The 18,253-nt window shown below is 57.3% G+C and carries 19 protein-coding genes, 1 tRNA gene and 1 other RNA gene; 8 read left to right on the top strand and 13 right to left on the bottom strand.

All coding sequences use genetic code 11. The annotated features are described in order from the left end of the window. The first annotated feature begins 432 nt into the window (after window positions 1-432). On the top strand, window positions 433-831 hold the full coding sequence (locus SynSYN20_RS03800; protein ID WP_370586701.1) for a hypothetical protein: 399 nt from the start codon (window positions 433-435) through the stop codon (window positions 829-831). Window positions 832-1,030: 199 nt separating this feature from the next. On the opposite strand, the gene SynSYN20_RS03805 is transcribed toward SynSYN20_RS03800, so the two are convergent. After that, complete coding sequence (locus tag SynSYN20_RS03805; RefSeq protein WP_186524800.1) at window positions 1,031-1,288, bottom strand: hypothetical protein; 258 nt, start codon at window positions 1,286-1,288, stop codon at window positions 1,031-1,033. 214 nt (window positions 1,289-1,502) lie between these two features. Between SynSYN20_RS03805 and SynSYN20_RS03810 the strand changes: the two genes are divergently transcribed. Beyond that, window positions 1,503-2,261, top strand: a complete 759-nt coding sequence (locus tag SynSYN20_RS03810) for a sugar transferase (RefSeq protein ID WP_186524801.1) — start codon at window positions 1,503-1,505, stop codon at window positions 2,259-2,261. Here the strand turns inward: SynSYN20_RS03810 and cbiB are convergent. The 5 genes from cbiB to SynSYN20_RS03835 form a co-directional block, all read right to left on the bottom strand. Next, a complete protein-coding gene (cbiB, locus tag SynSYN20_RS03815; RefSeq protein WP_186524802.1) occupies window positions 2,255-3,229 on the bottom strand; it encodes an adenosylcobinamide-phosphate synthase CbiB in 975 nt (324 codons plus the stop codon). The two genes, SynSYN20_RS03810 and cbiB, sit on opposite strands and share 7 nt — an antisense overlap. A gap of 17 nt (window positions 3,230-3,246) precedes the next feature. After that, the gene (gene ilvC, locus SynSYN20_RS03820) at window positions 3,247-4,242 is read right to left on the bottom strand and encodes a ketol-acid reductoisomerase (RefSeq protein ID WP_186524803.1); all 996 of its coding nucleotides are present in this window, start codon (window positions 4,240-4,242) and stop codon (window positions 3,247-3,249) included. 56 nt (window positions 4,243-4,298) lie between these two features. Next, complete coding sequence (locus tag SynSYN20_RS03825) at window positions 4,299-4,901, bottom strand: ATP-dependent Clp protease proteolytic subunit (RefSeq protein ID WP_186518389.1); 603 nt, start codon at window positions 4,899-4,901, stop codon at window positions 4,299-4,301. A gap of 80 nt (window positions 4,902-4,981) precedes the next feature. Beyond that, window positions 4,982-5,647 carry an ATP-dependent Clp protease proteolytic subunit gene (locus SynSYN20_RS03830; RefSeq protein ID WP_038014693.1) on the bottom strand — a complete coding sequence of 222 codons (666 nt, stop codon included), beginning with the start codon at window positions 5,645-5,647 and terminating at the stop codon, window positions 4,982-4,984. Window positions 5,648-5,686: 39 nt separating this feature from the next. Next, window positions 5,687-6,835, bottom strand: coding sequence for a PIN/TRAM domain-containing protein (locus SynSYN20_RS03835; RefSeq protein WP_186524804.1), 1,149 nt, complete (start codon window positions 6,833-6,835; stop codon window positions 5,687-5,689). 70 nt (window positions 6,836-6,905) lie between these two features. Between SynSYN20_RS03835 and hemW the strand changes: the two genes are divergently transcribed. Next, a complete protein-coding gene (gene hemW / locus SynSYN20_RS03840) occupies window positions 6,906-8,156 on the top strand; it encodes a radical SAM family heme chaperone HemW (RefSeq protein WP_186525422.1) in 1,251 nt (416 codons plus the stop codon). Here hemW and panB read toward each other — a convergent pair. Then, entirely contained in the window at window positions 8,077-8,895 is an 819-nt protein-coding gene (gene panB / locus SynSYN20_RS03845; RefSeq protein ID WP_186525421.1) for a 3-methyl-2-oxobutanoate hydroxymethyltransferase, read from the bottom strand. The two genes, hemW and panB, sit on opposite strands and share 80 nt — an antisense overlap. A gap of 43 nt (window positions 8,896-8,938) precedes the next feature. On the opposite strand from panB, the gene ffs reads away from it, so the two are divergent. Beyond that, window positions 8,939-9,035, top strand: an RNA gene (gene ffs, locus SynSYN20_RS03850) — signal recognition particle sRNA small type. A gap of 5 nt (window positions 9,036-9,040) precedes the next feature. Here the strand turns inward: ffs and ftsZ are convergent. From ftsZ to miaB, 5 genes are all read right to left on the bottom strand, one after another. After that, the gene (ftsZ, locus tag SynSYN20_RS03855; protein ID WP_370586702.1) at window positions 9,041-10,144 is read right to left on the bottom strand and encodes a cell division protein FtsZ; all 1,104 of its coding nucleotides are present in this window, start codon (window positions 10,142-10,144) and stop codon (window positions 9,041-9,043) included. A 107-nt stretch (window positions 10,145-10,251) separates the two neighbouring features. Further along, window positions 10,252-11,121 (bottom strand): cell division protein FtsQ/DivIB, encoded by an 870-nt coding sequence (locus tag SynSYN20_RS03860; RefSeq protein ID WP_186524806.1) that lies wholly within the window; start codon window positions 11,119-11,121, stop codon window positions 10,252-10,254. Continuing rightward, window positions 11,118-11,528, bottom strand: a complete 411-nt coding sequence (locus SynSYN20_RS03865; protein WP_186524807.1) for a hypothetical protein — start codon at window positions 11,526-11,528, stop codon at window positions 11,118-11,120. The genes SynSYN20_RS03860 and SynSYN20_RS03865 overlap by 4 nt, the downstream gene beginning before the upstream one ends. A gap of 19 nt (window positions 11,529-11,547) precedes the next feature. Then, the gene (locus tag SynSYN20_RS03870; protein WP_186525423.1) at window positions 11,548-12,609 is read right to left on the bottom strand and encodes a D-alanine--D-alanine ligase family protein; all 1,062 of its coding nucleotides are present in this window, start codon (window positions 12,607-12,609) and stop codon (window positions 11,548-11,550) included. Between the two features lie 38 nt (window positions 12,610-12,647). Further along, complete coding sequence (gene miaB, locus SynSYN20_RS03875; protein WP_255476359.1) at window positions 12,648-14,219, bottom strand: tRNA (N6-isopentenyl adenosine(37)-C2)-methylthiotransferase MiaB; 1,572 nt, start codon at window positions 14,217-14,219, stop codon at window positions 12,648-12,650. Here miaB and SynSYN20_RS03880 point away from each other — a divergent pair. Beyond that, entirely contained in the window at window positions 14,167-15,240 is a 1,074-nt protein-coding gene (locus SynSYN20_RS03880; protein WP_186524808.1) for a dipeptide epimerase, read from the top strand. The two genes, miaB and SynSYN20_RS03880, sit on opposite strands and share 53 nt — an antisense overlap. Before the next feature lie 146 nt (window positions 15,241-15,386). Next, the gene (locus SynSYN20_RS03885; RefSeq protein ID WP_186524809.1) at window positions 15,387-16,433 is read left to right on the top strand and encodes a DUF1611 domain-containing protein; all 1,047 of its coding nucleotides are present in this window, start codon (window positions 15,387-15,389) and stop codon (window positions 16,431-16,433) included. A gap of 1 nt (window position 16,434) precedes the next feature. Here the strand turns inward: SynSYN20_RS03885 and SynSYN20_RS03890 are convergent. Then, a tRNA-His gene (locus tag SynSYN20_RS03890) sits at window positions 16,435-16,507 on the bottom strand. Between the two features lie 83 nt (window positions 16,508-16,590). Between SynSYN20_RS03890 and SynSYN20_RS03895 the strand changes: the two genes are divergently transcribed. Both SynSYN20_RS03895 and SynSYN20_RS03900 read left to right on the top strand, forming a co-directional pair. Further along, entirely contained in the window at window positions 16,591-16,977 is a 387-nt protein-coding gene (locus SynSYN20_RS03895; protein WP_255476360.1) for a DUF4359 domain-containing protein, read from the top strand. Continuing rightward, window positions 16,974-18,230 carry an amidohydrolase family protein gene (locus tag SynSYN20_RS03900; RefSeq protein WP_186524810.1) on the top strand — a complete coding sequence of 419 codons (1,257 nt, stop codon included), beginning with the start codon at window positions 16,974-16,976 and terminating at the stop codon, window positions 18,228-18,230. Before SynSYN20_RS03895 ends, SynSYN20_RS03900 begins: the two co-directional genes overlap by 4 nt. Window positions 18,231-18,253: the final 23 nt, after the last annotated feature.

Raw genomic sequence — 18,253 nt, forward strand, 5'->3', positions numbered from 1 at the left:
CTTAGGGGTCTTTTTTTTGTCTGCTCACCTCATAGAGATTTGGTGCCTGTTCCTACAAAAGAGTTCGAATAGATCTTTGAAACTCATGATGACCCAAGGATGCAGTCCTTGGGAATGCGTCGTTATGAGGGAGGTCTGGGGAGGCCTCTCTTTTCTTTTCTTTTCTTTCTAGGCTTCGTTTTGATTGTTATGCATTGATGCTAAGGATTGATTGCAGATTGATAATTGTTAATTCTTTTCCCCCATGCGTGACACTTCCTCTTTTGCCGGCAAGGATTCTTTTCGCAGCAAGTATCGCTGAAAAGGATAAAAGGTTTGGTGTAGGATGCAAAAGGCTTTTGATGTTTCTTGAGCCATTCGCTCCTATGGACTATTAAGCAAGAGAGTTGAGAATTTGTTTTTTAGAAGTTTGCAACTGTGATTAGAGGTGTGATGAAGATGTCTCGTCCATTTAAAGGCTTATATTTACAGAAAACAGGTGCTCCATTCGTTTATTCGTTTGTGACCTATACGCCACAGACCAAAGAGCAGATGATCGCTTGTGGTGACCTTTCTGAGGGGGAAGAGTTTTTGAGTCAGGTTGTTTGTGATTTTCTATTGTTCGTATCAGAAGGCATTCTTTGCCGAGCTTTAACGGTTGATTTTCCGATTTCCTACGATGATGTCATTGTTATTTGCTCACGTCAGCGCGGGGATGGTGTTCAGCATGAATATCTGATTCAGGTTATCGATCGCGGTTGGATGCACGAGGACCAGACGCTTCTGCTTAATGACTTGACTGCGATTTTGTCAAACCCTCTTTGGGATGGCGCCATTTTGAGGCCTGATTGATTGCTGCTCACAGATTGCTTTGTTATTCATGCCTTTTTGATTAAACTTTTTATCGTATTGAAATAATTGCATAAAATAAAAGCATTAATGCCACGAATCCACCTAGCCAGTATTTTGCGACGATGAGCAGGTGTTTGTTCAAATTGATGGCTTATTTTGGATTGTTTAAGTTGTTTTCTGAGGGGACTGGTTTCATCAATTAAGAATGAAACAGGAGGACGAGCCCTTCGCTGACTTGGTGAAATTCACGTTCTTCTCGGCTTAGATCCAAGCCAATCTCTAGTCCTTCCTTCAACGCGTTTTCAAAGGGTGGAGTGGAAGGCGGAGACGCGTCGATCCATAACGCTGCGATTCCAATCGCAGTGGCGTGCCACCGAAAGCTCCCTGTGTCTCCAATCGTTGGTTCTTGGAGAGCTTCTTCGAGAAGGGCGCTGATGGACGTGTCGGTGGAAGTCATACCCCAGCTTCGGAATACTTGCTCTTTGCCGCAATTGGCTGAGAGACTTCTTGACCTGTTTCGATCAGCAAATGCTGTTATTTGCTGATCCGACGCCTGTGCGCCAGCGAGTCGAAATCAGCAGTTGTTCCTGTGCCGTTGCGGTGACTGACCCTTTTACTCTTTTGCTTTGCCCCTGTTGCGGTTCAGTGGTTTGAGACTCAAGGGACACTTGATGCAAGTCAGTCTGCGTCGTGCGTCGCTTCAGGCCGGTGGATCCAGTCTGAGTCGGCGTGCGACGAAGCGGCATCTCGAGTTGTTGTCAGCGCCTCCCTCGGTGCTCACATCGGTGGCACTGGTTCGTAAGCAGAGCAGGTTGGGGCGCACGCTCAAGCGAAGTGGTGATATTGCCTTCTCGTTGCTGGCCTTGGGGCTTGGATCGCCAGCCTTTTTGTTGATCGCTGCTTTGGTGAGCCTGAGTTCGCCAGGACCTGTGTTTTACGTGCAGAAACGGGTTGGACGGGGATATCGCCGTTTTGGCTGCATCAAATTTCGCACCATGCGCGCAGATGCCGACGCTGTTCTGCAACGGGTGTTGGCTGAGTCACCGGAAATGCGAGCTGAGTTTGAGCGTGATTTCAAGCTCCGCCAAGACCCTCGCATTACTCCGATCGGGCGTTTCCTAAGACGCTCGAGCCTGGATGAGCTCCCTCAATTCTTGAATGTCCTTCGCGGCGAGATGAGCGTGGTGGGCCCACGGCCAATCGTGGATAAGGAAATTGAGCGCTATGGCCCCTTCATGGATGAAGTGTTGGCTGTGCGGCCTGGTTTAACCGGGTTGTGGCAGGTGAGCGGTCGCAACAATCTCAGTTATGCCAAGCGGGTCAGGCTTGATTTGGCCTATTCGAGAGGACGTTCTTTCCTTCTGGATTTGGCGATTATCCTGCGCACGTTTGGAGTGCTTCTGCTTCCAATGGATCGGGGTGCCTACTGAAGGAAGAAGCACCCGGCTGCCACCACCAACCAAGCACCTTCCAGCCTGAGGCCAAGGTTCAATAGCTTGCGCACTCCATAAGCCGTTGCCTTCTCGGATTGAGAGGAAAGCAGTGGTTTGTTGATCCAGGTGTTGCCGTAGCGATTGGGTCCGCCCATCTGCACATCGGCGCAGTGGGCAAAAATGGATTCGGAGAGTCCTGCGTTTGGCGATGGATCAGGCCTCCCGTCTGCAGCGGCGGCACGCACTGTTGTTGGCCATTGGGACCAGCGCATGCTCACCAGTGGAAGCGTTATCAGCACCAACCTGCAGGGCAACCAGGTGAGGAGATCGTCGAGCCGGGCTCCAGCAGTGCCGAGCCAGCGCAGCCGACCTTGTTTGTAACCAAGCATGGAATCGAGGGTGCTGCTTGCTTTGAACGCCCATGCCAAGGCCAGTGGTCCTGGACCTTGGCTAAACCCTGCCTTCCATAGGCCTGCTCCGATCAGCATCCAAAACAAGGGGGCAAACAGTCCATCCACCGCATTTTCACTGGCTGTTTCTGCGCTGGCCCGCAGGATGTCGTCTTGATCCAATTGGCTTACATCCCGGCCCACAATCCAACTCAGGCGATCCCTTGCTGAGGGCAGGTCTGGTAGGGCCTGAAGCACGGCCAGCACGCTGTCGCGAAGGCTGCGTGCGGCCAGGGCGCTCGCCAGGGCAATCGCAACGAGTAGTGCTGAAAGCGGTTGGGGTAACGGAGACTGCGGCAACAGCAGACGCTCGAGCAGCCAGCCCGTTGCACCGCTTCCCAACACCAAAACGAGCGTGATTAAGACACCACCGGCACGCAATCGAAAGGGCCGGTCTCCGGCCCAGGCTTCGATCCATTGACGTAGTCCAGTGATGACACCACCCATGGCCACCACTGGATGGGGGGACCAACGAGGATCGCCGACCAGCAGGTCAAGGCCTGCGGCGGCGATCACCAGCAGAACGGGATCGCTCAGGCCGTCTTGAGCCAGCTGAACATTGAGCGCAGGCCCTTGCCAACTTTCTCGATCGGATGCTCGGCATCACGAGCGCGAACTTTATTCATCTCAGGCTTGCCGGCTGCGCATTCCGCAACGAAGTTCTTGGCAAAGGTTCCGTCTTGGATGTCCGAGAGGATCCTCTTCATCTCCGCTTTGGTGTCGGCGGTGATCAGACGAGGGCCACTGACGTAGTCGCCGTATTCCGCCGTATTGGAGATGGAGTCGCGCATGGAGGACAGACCACCCTTCACCATCAAGTCAACGATCAACTTGACTTCGTGCAGGCACTCGAAATAGGCGAGCTCCGGCTGATAGCCGGCTTCCACAAGGGTTTCAAAGCCGGCTTTGACCAGCTCTGAGAGACCGCCGCAGAGAACGGCCTGTTCACCAAAGAGGTCGGTTTCGGTTTCTTCCTTGAAATTGGTTTCGAGGATGCCCGCGCGCGTGCCGCCGATGCCTTTGGCGTAGGCCATAGCCAGGCCGCGAGCGTTCCCTGAAGCGTCCTGTTCGATCGCAAAGAGGGCTGGAACACCCTGACCGTTCTGATACTCCCAGCGCACAGTGTGGCCGGGTCCTTTCGGAGCGATCATCAACACATCCACGTTTGCGGGTGGCTTGATCAACTCAAAGCGAATGTTGAAGCCGTGCGCGAAACTTAAAACCTTGCCTTCACTGAGATGTGGGGCGATTTCTTTCTCGTAGACCTCTTTCTGGAACTCATCGGGTAGCAGCACCATGATCCAGTCGGCCTTAGCGGAAGCATCCGCCACGCTCAAGACTTCGAGGCCGTCGGCTTTGGCTTTCTCGGCTGAGCGGCTGCCGTCATAAAGACCAACAACCACATTGACGCCACTGTCTTTGAGGTTCAGAGCATGGGCATGACCCTGAGATCCATAACCGATGATGGCTACCGTCTTGCCGCTCAGAAGCGAGAGATCGGCGTCTGAGTCATAGAAAAGCTGAGCCATCCAGTCGGAACCTGCTGAGGACAATAGTGAAGTTTACGGATTGGCCGGATTGGCCCTCAAGCTTCGTTGGGATGGGAAATCACCCGATCGATCAAGCCGTAATCCTTGGCCTCTGCTGCACTCAAAAAATAATCCCTGTCGGTGTCCTTCTCGATTTTTTCAAAACTCTGACCTGTCATATCGGCCATCGAGCGGTTGAGCATTTCCTTCATCCGCAGGATTTCCCTGGCTTCGATTTCGATGTCGCTCGCCTGCCGTTGTGCCGTGCCACCGAGAGGCTGGTGGATCATGATTCGGCTGTGGGGAAGAGCCAAGCGCTTGCCTTTCGTGCCTGCCGTCAACAGGAACGCACCCATCGATGCGGCCAGTCCTACGCAGATCGTGACGACGTCACTCTTCACGTATTGCATAGTGTCGTAAATCGCCAAACCAGCTGTTACGGATCCACCTGGGGAGTTGATGTACAAGTAGATGGGCTTGCTGCTGTCTTCGGAATCGAGATACAGCATCTGGGCGACGAGGCTGTTGGCAACTCCGTCATTCACGTCAGAGCCGAGGAACAAAATCCTCTCAACGCCAAGGCGGGTGTAGATGTCGACCCAGCGCTCCATTTGGCTGCCGGGGAGGCGGTAGGGAACGCTGGGGGTACCGATCGGCATGGGTCCTTAGATGGGTTGAAGGAGATGAAAGAAATGGTCTATTGAGACAACTACAAACGCAGTTGATGGTGGATGGGTAATTAACCCACTGCAGCCGGCAGGTCCTTGCGACTGTCCAGGACCCTGTCAATCAGGCCGTAGGACACGGCTTCTTGAGGAGTGAGATAACTCATTCTGTCTGAATCGGCAGAGAGTTCTTCCACGCTGCGACCGGTGTTGGTCGAAAGGATTTCGAGCATGGCTCGCTTGTTATGCAGCACTTCTTTGGCGCGGATCTGAATGTCCGTGGCCTGGCCGCGAGCGCCGCTGCGGGGCTGATGCAACACGATGGAGGCATGGGGTAGGGCCGCCCTTTGCCCTTTGGTACCAGCGGAAAGAATGACGGCAGCCGTTCCCATCGCCTGACCGATGCAAATCGTGTGCACAGGGGGCTTCACGTAGCGAAGCGTGTCGCAGATGGCAAAGGCTTCTGTCTCGAAGCCAATCGACTCGCCCGAGTACCAACTCGTACCCGTTGAGTTGATATAGAAATAAATTGGTTTGTCTGGGTTGTCGAACTCCAAAAAGAGGAGTTGGGCAATGATCAGCTCAGTGACGTCAAGGCCGAGCTGACGCTTGGTGTCTCCGTCTGAAAACAGCGGAAGGCCCAAGTACACGATCCGCTCTTTGAGCATCAAAGAGGGAAGGTCAGGCGGCGGTGTGCGCATCACGCCTGAGTCGCCGTAATAAGGCGCTGATGTGGTCATTCCGCTAAGCATCCCTGTCGTGGAGGGAGCCTAGCGGGGTCAAGCGGAAGGGTGCTCTTCAGCGTTGTCGGTTCTTACACCCTTGCTCTTGCCGTTTTTGCTGCTGCGATTGGTCTTGTGCCCGTTTTTGTCTCGGCGTGCAAACACCATGCGCCCTGTTGGGGTCTGCAGAGCACCGGTTACCACGACGGGCTGACGGGATCCGATCAGGGTCCGGCCCTCCTCAACCACCACCATCGTGCCGTCTTCGAGATAGCCCACTCCCTGACTCTCCTCTTTGCCTTCGCGCACGATTTTGAGCAACAGCTCATCACCAGGCTGAACCTCAGGGCGAAGTGCGATCACCAATTCGCTCAGATTCATCACTTTGATCTCCTTCACCTCGGCGACCTGGGCCAGGTTGAAGTCGGCGGTCACAAGCGTGCCGCCCGTATCGCCAGCGAGCAGGAGCAAACGGTCGTCGGTACCCGTGCCTTCGTAACGGGTGCTGTTGATCACCAGTCGGCGTCCGTAGGTGTCGCGGAGATCGCGCAAAAGTTTGAGGCCACGACGCCCTTTGGCTCGTTTCTCCAGGTTGGTGGAGTCGGCCAGCTGCTGCATCTCGTCGATCACCGTTTGAGCAACGATCGCCTGACCTTCCAGTAGGCCGCAGGCCAACATGCCGCGGATGCGTCCATCGATGATCACGCTGGTGTCAAGGATCTTGGGGGTCGCAGGCGTCAGAACCCCGTCTGCGACAAGCAAGGCTTCCGTGCTTGTGGGGTTGAACAGGCGCAGAAGTGTGCGCCCATGAACCTCAGCGAGGTTGTAGCCCAGAACCCCAAAAAACACATTGCTGAGCACCGCAGCCAAGGGTTTGACCAGCGTGACGCCACCGGCGAGGGGAAGCAGCAGGATCGGTGCCAGCAATAAGTTGGCAACGAGCAAACCAAGGATCAGTCCCACCGACCGACTGATCAATAAATCGGTGGGCATCGTGCGCACCTGCTGCATCAGTTGCAGGCGCAACCGCTTAAAAACAAGGCCTGCTACGAGGCCTATGCCGGTGCCAACACCTGTGAGCCCGAGGCGCACCCGTTGGACATCGGTGACATCGTCCAGCATCTCTTGTGGAAGGAGATGAACTCCCATCCAGCCGGTGGCTCCACCGGAGATCAGAAATAGGACCAGGATGAGAACTTCAACCATGGCAATCGGTCGCGCCGTTCACTCCGTATGCAGGCAGCATGCACCATCTTCCTTCGCTCTGCCTGCGCAGATGATCGCATCTGCACCTCGCAGCGCCTATTTACACATTCCTTTTTGCCATCGGCGTTGTTTTTATTGCGATTTCGCGGTGGTGCCTCTCGGCGATCGAGCTGATGCGTTTGGTGGGTCTGGTAGTGGTTCGATCGAGGCCTATCTGGATCTACTCAGCGCAGAGATCAGCCTGTCTCCCCAAGGCCCTGCACTGGCCACTGTGTACGTGGGGGGTGGCACCCCATCGCTGTTGAGGTCTGATCAGATTGCAGAGCTATTGCAGCAGCTCAGGGGCCGATTCGGGTTCCAGCAGGGTGCCGAAATCACCTTGGAAATGGACCCTGCCACGTTTGAACAGAGTGATCTTCAATCCCTGATCGCTGCGGGCGTGACCCGGGTGAGTTTGGGAGGGCAAAGTTTTGACGATGTCAGGCTTGCGGCCCTTGGGCGCCGACATCGCCGGCAGGATTTGCTGGATGCTTGCCATTGGCTCCAAGAGTCGTTGCAGGTTGGTGGACTGCAGAGCTGGAGCTTGGATCTGATTCGAAACCTTCCAGACCAGGGGGACGAGGAGTGGGAGGCGCAGTTGAAGCAGGCCGTTGTTGTGCAAGCCCCCCATATATCGATCTATGACCTCAGCGTGGAGCCAGGCACGGTGTTTGCTTGGCGCGAGAAGCGTGGTGAGTTGGCGCTTCCCGAGGAGGACGCTGCCGCCGACCGTATCGCCTTCACCAGCCGCAGGCTGCGGCGCGCTGGTTACAGCCGCTATGAAATCTCAAATTTCGCCAGACCAGGCCATGCCTCCAGGCATAACCGGGTGTACTGGAGTGGCGCGGGCTGGTGGGCGTTTGGGCTGGGTGCGACCAGTGCTCCCTGGGGAGAGCGGATGGCCCGTCCTCGAACCCGTGAGGCCTATGCCGCCTGGTTGCAGGACCAAAGGCAAGAGCTCGATTCCAGCTTGGTTCGAGAGTCAGCGGGGAGCTTGCCTCTGGATGATCGCTTGCTTGTGGGACTGCGCTGCCATGAAGGCGTGGACCTGTGGGATCTTGCGAGACGCTGCGGCTGGGACGAACGGCGTTGCCACCGTGATTTGCCTGCCCTAGAGGCACGCTGGCAACCCTTCGTGGACATAGGCCTGATGGAACGCCTTGGCCGTCGCTGGCGCCTCAGCGATCCCGAGGGGATGGCTGTTAGCAATCAGGTGCTTGTGGAGGTGGTGGAGTGGTGGGAGTTGCTCCCTGATCCCGTTGCTCCATTAGCCAGCTTTTAAGAGCGGTGATGCTGAGTTCACGGCCTTGCATGCGGGCCGGAGTGAAGGGTGGTTGGCTTGGCGTTAAGCCCAACAGGTCCGCGGTCACGCTGACCTGTCCGTCGCAATCGGCTCCGGCGCCGATCCCGATCACCGGAATGGACAAGTGGCGTCGCAAGCGACCGGCGAGTTCGCCAGGCACATGCTCCACAACAAGAGAGAAGCAACCGGCGTCCTGTAGAGCTTCCGCTTGGCGATGCAGTTTGTCCTGGCTGCGCGGATCGATGCCTTGACGCCGGTAGCCGAGGCGGTGCACGGCCTGAGGGGTGAGTCCGAGGTGGCCCATCACTGGGATGCCCATGCGGACGAGGCGATCCACAACGGCAACCACCTCGGGTTCTCCCCCTTCAAGCTTGACGGCGGCGGCATCCGACTCTTTGAGAATGGTGCCTGCAGCGGCGACGGCGCGATCGAGGCCGCACTGATAACTCAGGAATGGCAGATCGCAGACCACCAGAGGTTGCTGGGCGAGAGGTTTGCTCAGACCCCGGCATACGGCCTGGCTGTGGTGAAGCATTTGTTCAAGCGTTACTGGAAGGGTGGTGGCATGGCCAAGAACCACCATCGCGAGTGAATCACCCACTAAAACCACATCCGCGCCTGCTTCCTCAACCAAGGCAGCACTGAGAGCATCCCAGGCTGTGAGCATTGTGATCGCTCTCCCTGATTGCTTGAAGCGAATCAATTCAGCTGGGCGCATCGGCCCTACCGCCATAAAAGAGGTTCATTGCTAACATTGCATTGATTCGGATCCATGCGGTCCAGACGCCCAAACCTGGTCAGAACCGGAAGGGAGCAGCCACACGGGATGCTCTGGGCAGGCGTGGACTCCGGGTCACCAACTTTTAGTTGTCGTACTGGCGTTGCTGCCGCTGCCTGAGGAAATCAGGAATGCGCGCTCCGCTTTCAGGGGCAATGTTTGCGCTTGGTTCAAAAGCTGAGACAGCTGGCCTCGCACTGCTGCGCTCTGAGCGATAAGGATTTCCGTCTGTAAAGCCCGTAGCGATCACGGTCACGTGAATCTCACCCTCGAGGCGTTCATCCACCACAGCACCAACAATGATGTTGGCTTCTGGATCCACCACGTCATAAATCACTTCTGATGCGGTGGTCATGTCCTCCAGGGTCATGTCCCGGCCGCCACTGATGTTGATCACGCAGCCGCTTGCACCATCGATGCGAGCGGCTTCGAGCAAGGGGCTGTTGATGGCGGTTTGTGCCGCTTCGACTGCCCTTGATCGACCTGAACCCACACCAATACCCAGCAGGGCAGTACCGGCTTCGGTCATCACGGAGCGAACGTCAGCGAAGTCAACGTTGACCAGGCCTGGGAGGGTGATGATGTCGCTGATTCCCTTCACTCCCATACGCAGAACATCATCAGCGCTGCGGAAGGCTTCCTGTAGAGGTGCTCCAGCGATGGCATCCCGAAGACGATCGTTGGGGATCACGATCAAGGTGTCAACGTGCTCAGCTAAGCGGGCGATGCCTTCATCGGCCTGGCGCATCCTGCGGCGACCCTCAAAACTGAAAGGTTTGGTGACGATGCCAACTGTGAGAGCTCCGCTTTCCTTGGCCACTTCGGCGACAACGGGAGCGGCACCAGTTCCTGTGCCACCTCCCATACCCGCGGCAATGAAGACCAGATCAGCGCCTTGTAAGGCCTGTTGAAGATCAGCACGTGATTCTTCGGCCGCTTTTTGGCCAATGCTGGGATTGCCTCCAGCTCCAAGTCCACGGGTGAGCGTTTGCCCCAACTGAACGCGATTGTCTGAAGCAGATTGAATCAGCGCCTGTGCATCGGTGTTTAAAACGCGATAGGCAACCCCTTCCAGATCGCTCAAAATCATGCGATTGACGGCGTTGCTGCCACCACCCCCAACACCGATCACTTCGATCCGGGCTGATTGGCTAGGCGAGATGTCGTCTGGATTCATTGATGAAGCCATCTCACTGCTCACAATCTCCATTATCTGGCTTGAACCCCTGGAATCGGTTGCATTATGGGACTGTTAATTGATTTTGCCGACATAGCTGATACAGGAACTTGATTGCGTTAACGATTGCTGACTTTGGCCGGAGTAGTTGGCTTGGGCTTTGGACGCAACTTTAGTTCAGGTTGACTTGGGTCACTGAGATCGAGGCCTTCATTTGACGTGCCGCGGAGGATTGGAGGAAGGCTTTGAGTGAGTTGGGCAATCGTCTTGAACTGTTGATTTAACAAGGCCTCATCGGCGCCGAGATAGACCAGACCAAGCGTTTGAATGCGCAGACTGATGCCTCCGGCGGGCTCCACTTCGATGGATTTAAGCGGGCGACCCAGCAGGTCGCGTTGTTGAAGAATGCGGGCGATAGCAGCGCGGCGATTGGAAATCCAACCTTCTACTTTCACTGCGCTAGCTGGCTTCTCTCCATGCCTGGCCATGTCGATCGGCATCCACTCAGCCTCAAGGTCCACCATGCCGCGCTCGATTCCCGTGGGGCTCATACGGGAGGCCTCCGCTATCGGCCTGCGTTCAACGATTTGAATGTCGAGGCCTGGGGGAAGAAGGCGGCGCTGAACGGACACCTCCTGCACAGGAAGCTCTTGCATCAAGTTGGCCTCCATCTGACTGGGCTCAAGGCTTAACAGTGATTGTGGAAAGGAGAGGCCTGCAGCCTTCACCACAACGTTTTCGTCAATCCGCAAACTTCCGCTGATCTGAATTTGTGACGCGGACCGCAGGTTCCAGCCCAGGATCAGCAACAACCAGCTCAGGCCGGTGGCAGTGAGCAGGAAAAAAGTAAGTCGCCACAGTTGAATCAATCGCTCTTGCCTGCGCTCTTGGCGCAATCTGCGACGCCGTTCCACACCAGGAGGCAGCGGGCCTTGGCTTTTGCGTTTGCCGAGCTTGAGGCCCTTCTTGCTGGAGGCGTCCGGGCTCACAAGTCGCAGCGCGCACGAGACATCAGCTGATCCATCCAACGTCTGGCACGATCAGCATCAGCAAAGGGCACGTCGAGCTGACGGCCATTCCCGATCAACCTGAGACGGCAACGACCTTGAGATTCACTGGCCAGGGGCGCCTCCCCTGATGCCAAGGCCATTAATTCGACCAATTCAAGGCCCTTAATCACAAACTGCCCCTCGTCTTGGAAGGATCCAGCGCTGAAGCTGCTCCAGCGCAGTTCTCCATCCTTGAGAAGTGCTGCGCCGCAGCCATCGAGTTTGGCTAACTCAGACCCTTCGCTCCAGGTTCGGAACAGATTTTGACGACGACGCTCGAGCCACCCCAGTGCTACGAGCAGCACAAAGGCGACGAGGAGTGGAAGCCAGAGCAGACCTTCAATCATCGCTTGTCTGGATGTTGATTCATTCTCGCGCTGTGTAGACCAGCTGGGCCACTAAGTCTGATAAAGCGACACCACTGGCCTCCCAAAGCATGGGATACATGCTTTGGGAGGTGAATCCAGGCAGGGTATTGATCTCGTTGAGCCAGATATCACCGCTTTTCTCATCGTAAAAAACATCCACCCGTGCCAAGCCATAGGCATGAACAGCCGTACAGGCTTGCAGGGCAATCGCCTGAACCTGGGCGCTCACTTGGTCGGGAAGAGGGGCGGGAATCAGCGTTTGGCTGCAGCCGTCGTTGTATTTGGTGTCGTAGTCATACCAATCGGCATCAAAGCTGATTTCGCCCACCACAGATGCCTTCAGTTGTTGCCGTCCGAGTACGGCGCATTCCAACTCGCGTGCACTCACGCCACGTTCCACGACAAGCCGGGTGTCATGGCGTGTCGCTTCCTGCAGGCCCGCAAGCAGTTGGTCTCGATCACGCGCTTTGCTGATTCCAACGGATGAGCCCATGTTTGCCGGCTTGACGAAGCAGGGATATCCCAATTCCGCTTCGATCCTGGCGATCAGCTTGTTGTGGCGTTCAGGGTGGTTGAGGTCCGCAGCGTTTAGCCCCACGTAAGGAACTTGGGGTAGACCTGCGGCTGCAAAAGCAGCTTTCATAGCCAGCTTGTCCATCCCTACGGCTGAACCGAGCACGCCGGAGCCCACATAGGACTTCCCCATCAAAGTGAACAAACCTTGAACCGTGCCGTCCTCCCCATTTGGACCATGAAGGACGGGGAACCACACGTCCACGCGGTCATTGTCGAGCGGTAAGGAGCGGAATCCCGCTGGTGGTAATGGCTGGGGAAGGCTGTCATCTGCCGGTGGCTGCTTTTGCTCGAGAACGCCATTGGCAATCTGCTCAGGCCACCAACGCCCCGCCTGATCGATGTAAACCGGAACCACCTCGAAGTGATCTTGATTTTTCCCCTCTTGGAGGGCGTGAATGATCGTGATCGCTGAGCGAATCGACACGGCATGCTCACCGGATGCTCCTCCGAACACCACGCCAATGCGAACGGGAGAAAAGGGCATGGTGCGGCCGTTCATTCAAGAAGCGAACCCGAAAGGTATCAGTTGATCACCGGTGTGCCAGTGAGTGAGAACGAGCGAACTTGATCGATTCGAACATCGACAAGATCTCCGGCACAATGCGTGCTGCCGTGAGGGGAGTCAGCTGAGAAAAAGGTAAGCCTGTTGGTGCGCGTCCGCCCCATGAGTTGGCTTGGATCTTTTGGATTGACCCCCTCGGCGAGCACTTGCTCGACCCGGCCGGCATAACGAGCATTCCGCTCTTTTGCCGTGGACTCCACAAGCGCATTGATCTCCTGCAGGCGGGCCACTTTCACGTCTTCTGACAGCTGGTTGTTCCAGTTCGCAGCTGGTGTGTTGGGTCTTGGTGAATAGGCGGCTGTATTCACTTGGTCAAAGCCAATCTCCTCAATTAACGCCAGGGTGCGTCTGTATTGCGCATCGGTTTCGCCGGGGAAGGCCACGATCACATCGGCACTGATGGCGGCATCGGGCATGCGCTCGCGAATGCGATCAATGATGCGGCGATAGCGCTCAACGGTGTACCCGCGGGCCATGGCTTTCAGAAGCTCGTTATCACCGCTTTGAAAAGGGATATGAAAGTGTTCGCATACTTTGGGGAGGTCAGCGCAGGCATCAATCAGGCGCTCGGTGAAATATCTCGGGTGACTCGTGGCAAAGCGCAGGCGTTCGATGCCCTCCACGTCATGCACCTCATAGAGGAGATCCGTGAGGGTGTGTTGGCGTCGGCCCTCGGCGGTAATCCCTGGTAGATCGCGGCCATAGGCATCAATATTTTGTCCAAGCAGGGTGATCTCTTTAAATCCACGCGCTGCTAGTCCTTCCATTTCCAAAATGATCGAGTCCGGCAGCCGGGATTGCTCCTTGCCACGAACCGAGGGCACGACGCAATAGGTGCACCGTTCGTTGCAGCCATAGATCACATTCACCCAAGCGCAGGTGCTGCTATCGCGCCTGGCTGTGGTGAGGTCTTCGAGGATGTGATGGTCTTCCGTCGCGACCACCTGTTGTCCGGTTTGGACTTGTGTGAGCAGGGTCTCGAGGCGATTGGCGTGCTGGGGTCCCATCACCAAATCCAGCTCTGGCACGCGGCGCAGCAGCGACTCTCCCTCCTGTTGAGCGACGCAGCCAGCCACCACCAAGGTGAGGTTCGGATTGGTTCGCTTGCGGATGGCCTGGCGACCCAAATAGCTGTACACCTTTTGTTCGGCGTTGTCGCGAATGGTGCAGGTGTTGTAGAGAACGAGATCGGCGTCCAGTTCAGCCTTGGCTTCCTGGTAACCCATGGTTTCCAGGATTCCTGCCATCCGCTCGGAATCGGCTTTGTTCATCTGGCAGCCAAACGTGGTGATCCAGTAGCTGCCCCGCTGCTGCTCGTCCCGATTGGAGGATTCGGGGTTGGTCTTGGTCAGACTGGGGCTGGCGGGACTGGAGAGAGCCAAAGCGGGTGGCGATCCTGGAGACCGACGACGGTGAAATCTTCTTTTAGTTTGAGTCACCGCCAACTTGTGGCAGCTTGGGGATTGGCGTTTCAGGACGATGGGCTGGTTTCTTCGGCGCTTTTCTCTTACCAAAGCGGTGCCGCTTGCCATTAGCCGCGGAACCACCGCCCAGGTGGAACATCTTGAGCTCACCTTCAGCCTGGATGGCTGCATTGGCCGCGGCGAAACGGGAGGATTTGATACTGGGCATCGTGCCTTCAGCACCGATCACTTGGCTTCGGAGCTCGAGGCTTTGCTGCCAAAGCTGGGCGATCTAGATCCTGCTGATCGCCAGCGACTCGCTCCATTATTGGAGCCGTTGTCACCCCCGGCCCGTTGTGCTGTCGACCTAGCTCTTTGGGATTGGTGGGGGCAACGGCTGGGACAGCCGGTTTGGCGCTTGTTTGGTCTCGATGGCAGTGGCTCTGTTGCGACAAGCGTGACCCTGGGGCTCGGGTCAGTCGATGAGGTTGTGAACCGCCTTCAGCGTTGGTGGCGGCAGTTGCCAGCAACACGCATCAAACTCAAACTTGGCAGCGCTGATGGCTGCGATCACGATCGGGCCCTGTTGGAGGCGGTAGCCCAAGCCTTGCAGGAGCACGGGCAACAGCATCAGCAGCAGATGGAGCTTCAAGTGGATGCCAACGGCGGCTGGAGTCTCGAGGAGGCAAAGGCGATGCAGGCCTCACTGCAACAGGCAGGGGTGGTGTTGCTGGAGCAGCCCATGGCGGCCGTACTCGATCCCGAGCGTGATACGGCTGCCTTTGCGGCCCTTAAGCCCCATTGCGCCATGCCCCTTGTGGCCGATGAGAGCTGTTGGGATCTCCAGGATTTGTTGCGCCTCGCTCCTTACGTGGATGGGGTGAATCTCAAGTTGCTGAAAAGCGGAGGGCTCAGTGAGGCTTGGCTGATGGCTCAGGTGGCTCAGCGCTTGGATGTGGATCTAATGATTGGCTGTTACTCCGACAGTCTCTTGCTCAATGGGGCGGCCGCCCAGCTGTTGCCCTTGATCCGCTGGCCTGATCTCGACAGCCATCTCAATCTTGTCGATGACCCCTATCGGGGGCTCGACTTGGTAGGAGATCAAATGCGAGCCCCGGCGGCGGCTGGGCTTGGAATCACCCGCGCCTGACTGCGACAAAGAACGCTCTTTTGTGTTGTTGCCCCAAAGTCTTGCTAAAGGCGTAGAGAAGAGCTGCCTGAGTTGTTCTGGTCCGCTCGGGTCGTCATCGCAACGGGATTGGATTGAACAACCCTTGTCCTGAGGGGTTTGAACAGATGCCTGTGCTGCTGCTTCAGCACGGTGGTCTCACGTCCCTAACCGGGAAGACAGGCCTTGCAATGTTGCGACATCGACGGGGGCCGATTGCTGCTGTGATTGACCCCGACCATGCCCACGGCTCCCTGGCTGAGATCACAGGGATTGATCGGACGGTGCCGATCGTCCCCGATCTGGCTGCGGCTTTGCCCTATCGCCCTGCTGTTGCGGTGGTGGGTTTAGCGCCTTCCGGTGGAGTGTTGCCCGACCCGTTGCGACGAGATGCCTTGGCTGCACTGCAGGCCGGGTTAAGCCTGGCCAGTGGGTTACACACGCAGTTGGGAGAGGATCCCGATTTCAAGGCGGCTTGTCACCCCGGGCAATGGATTTGGGATTTACGCCGGGAGCCCCCGAGCGTGCAGGTGGGTCAGGCCCGCGCGGCCTTGCTCTCCTGTCAGCGGATTTTAGCGGTGGGAACCGATATGGCTGTGGGAAAGATGAGCGCCTGTTTGGCGTTACAAGCGGCAGCAGAACGGCACAAGCTGGTGTGCCGGTTTGTAGGAACCGGTCAGGCTGGAATTTTGATCAGCGGCCGGGGCGTTCCTTTGGATGCGGTGCGTGTGGACTACGCGGCTGGTGTGGTGGAAGCGGCTTTATTAGACGCAGGTTCGGGGTTGTCAGAGCAGGATTTCTTGGTGGTGGAAGGGCAAGGCTCGCTCTGTCACCCAGGCTCAACGGCCACTCTCCCCTTGATGCGCGGCAGTCAGCCAACGGCCTTGCTGATGGTGCATCGGGCTGGTCAGTCCACGATTGGGCGTTTGCCTGAGGTGCCGCTGCCCCCGTTGAAGGAATGCATCAGTCTTTGTGAGTCGCTGGCGGCGATCGCGCGACCGCGAGGGGCAGGACCTCCTCCGAGGGTTCAAGCCCTGGCTCTCAACACAGCGGAGTTGTCGGCCGAGCAGGCGCAAAGAGCGATCGAGTCTTGTCAAGACGCTCTAGGGCTTCCCTGTGATGACCCCATCCGCAATCGTGCAGACGGCCTTCTCAAGGTCTTCCTTCATCGTTGAGGGCGGATGAGGGGATTCGAACCCCCGGATGGCGGCACCACAAGCCGCTGCCTTAACCACTTGGCGACACCCGCCGTGTCGGGTAAGAATCTACCAATTCACCAAACTTCTTCTGGAGACGCTCATCGGTCCTTTCCGTAAGCCATCGGCCAATGCAGTGGTCGCTGTTCTGGCACTGGCCGCCTCAGGTGCGGCACTCGCCTTCACGAATCCCTCCCCTCAAGACTTCAAGAGCTATGCAGGCGGCCAGCTCGTTGCGTTGATCAGCGACGAGTTATGTGGAGGTGGACTGCCGATGGTGCTGCAGCTTTGGGTGAAAGATTGCCCGCGCTTGATTCGCGATCAGGAGCCAGCGTTGGCGGAGCTTGCTGGTCAATTCAGCCGTCGTCTCAACCTTGGCTTAGCCAGCGTTTACACCACCGAGCTTGGTGGACAGGACTTACTTCCCACCTTGCGTCTTCCGGAGTATTCGGTCAGGACCCTCGGAATCGCCGGACAATTTGTCATCCTTCACTCCAGTAGTGATGCCGGCAACATCGAATGAGTCCTCGTGTTGGCGATGGCACACTCAGTGCCTGGATTCCAAGGGGACTGGTCGAGCTCGATCATGAACGCGTTGGGTCGCCAACGCCGATCACGCGCGCTGATGGTCTCTGTGCGTTGCAGGTGTCCTGGCGAGAGGGACGGATTGTGCAAGTGCAGTCCCTTGATGAGGGGGCAGAGGAACCGGATGGAATGTTGCTTCCCCGTTTGCTGGAGCCCCATGCGCACCTTGATAAGGCATTCAGCTGGAGCCGCTATCCCAACCTCAGTGGCACCTACGCCGGAGCGATGGCAGCCAACCTCAGAGAACACCAGAGCCGAACTCTGGAGGTGGTTCAAGAGCGCTTTGAGCGCTCGATGCACTTGGCTTGGCGCCATGGTTTGCGTGCTGTGCGCACCCACATCGACAGCCTGGGACCTGGGGCCCAGTGCAGCTGGGACGCCATCCTTGAAGGAGCGTCTCGTTGGCAAGACCGCGTCACGGTTCAGCCGGTTGCCCTGGTTCCTGTGGAGCACTGGAGCAGCTCAGAAGGGGAACAGCTGGCGGCTCGGGTGGCAGCGTCCGGTGGCTTGCTTGGCGGTGTGATCACCCCCCCCTGCTCTGGGCGTGGGCACCGCCAAGCGTTGCGGAACCTCTTGGCGTTGGCCGATCGGCATGGATGTGGGGTGGATTTGCATATCGACGAAGCCAGCTCTGAGCCTGCTGCCGGGATGGTTCAGTTGATGCGCGTTCTCAAGCGGATGACCGTTTCAGTGCCGATCACCTGCAGCCATGCCAGCAGCTTGTCGCTGCTCAGAGCGTCTGCCTTGCAGCGCCTTTCTGAACGGATGGCGCGTCACAACGTTCAAGTGGTCGCTCTCCCCCTGACCAATGGCTGGCTGTTGGGTCGGCAGGATTCCGGTACCCCTTTGCGGCGACCATTGGCGCCGATTCGTCAGTTGCAGCGGGCCGGGGTGTGTGTGGCCGTGGGCGGTGACAACGTGCAGGATCCATGGTTTCCGGCTGGCAACTTCGACCCCTTGGCTTTGATTGCAGCGAGCCTGGCTCAGGCCCAGCTCGCTCCATGGGAACGCTTGGGTCTTTCGCCGTTCACAACGGCGGCAGCTCGATTGATGCAGATGGAGTGGGACGGTGTGATCCGAGCGGGTGCACCCGCTGATGCGATGCAGCTTCCCGTTCAAAGCTGGGCGGAAGCCTTGGCAACACCTCCAGAGCGTCGCTTGATGGTGCGTGGGGTGTGGGTGCAGGATTGAATCTGAGGATCACCTCCAGTCCA

The sequence above is a fragment of the Synechococcus sp. SYN20 genome (genome assembly GCF_014279555.1).
Taxonomy (GTDB): Bacteria; Cyanobacteriota; Cyanobacteriia; order PCC-6307; family Cyanobiaceae; genus Synechococcus_C.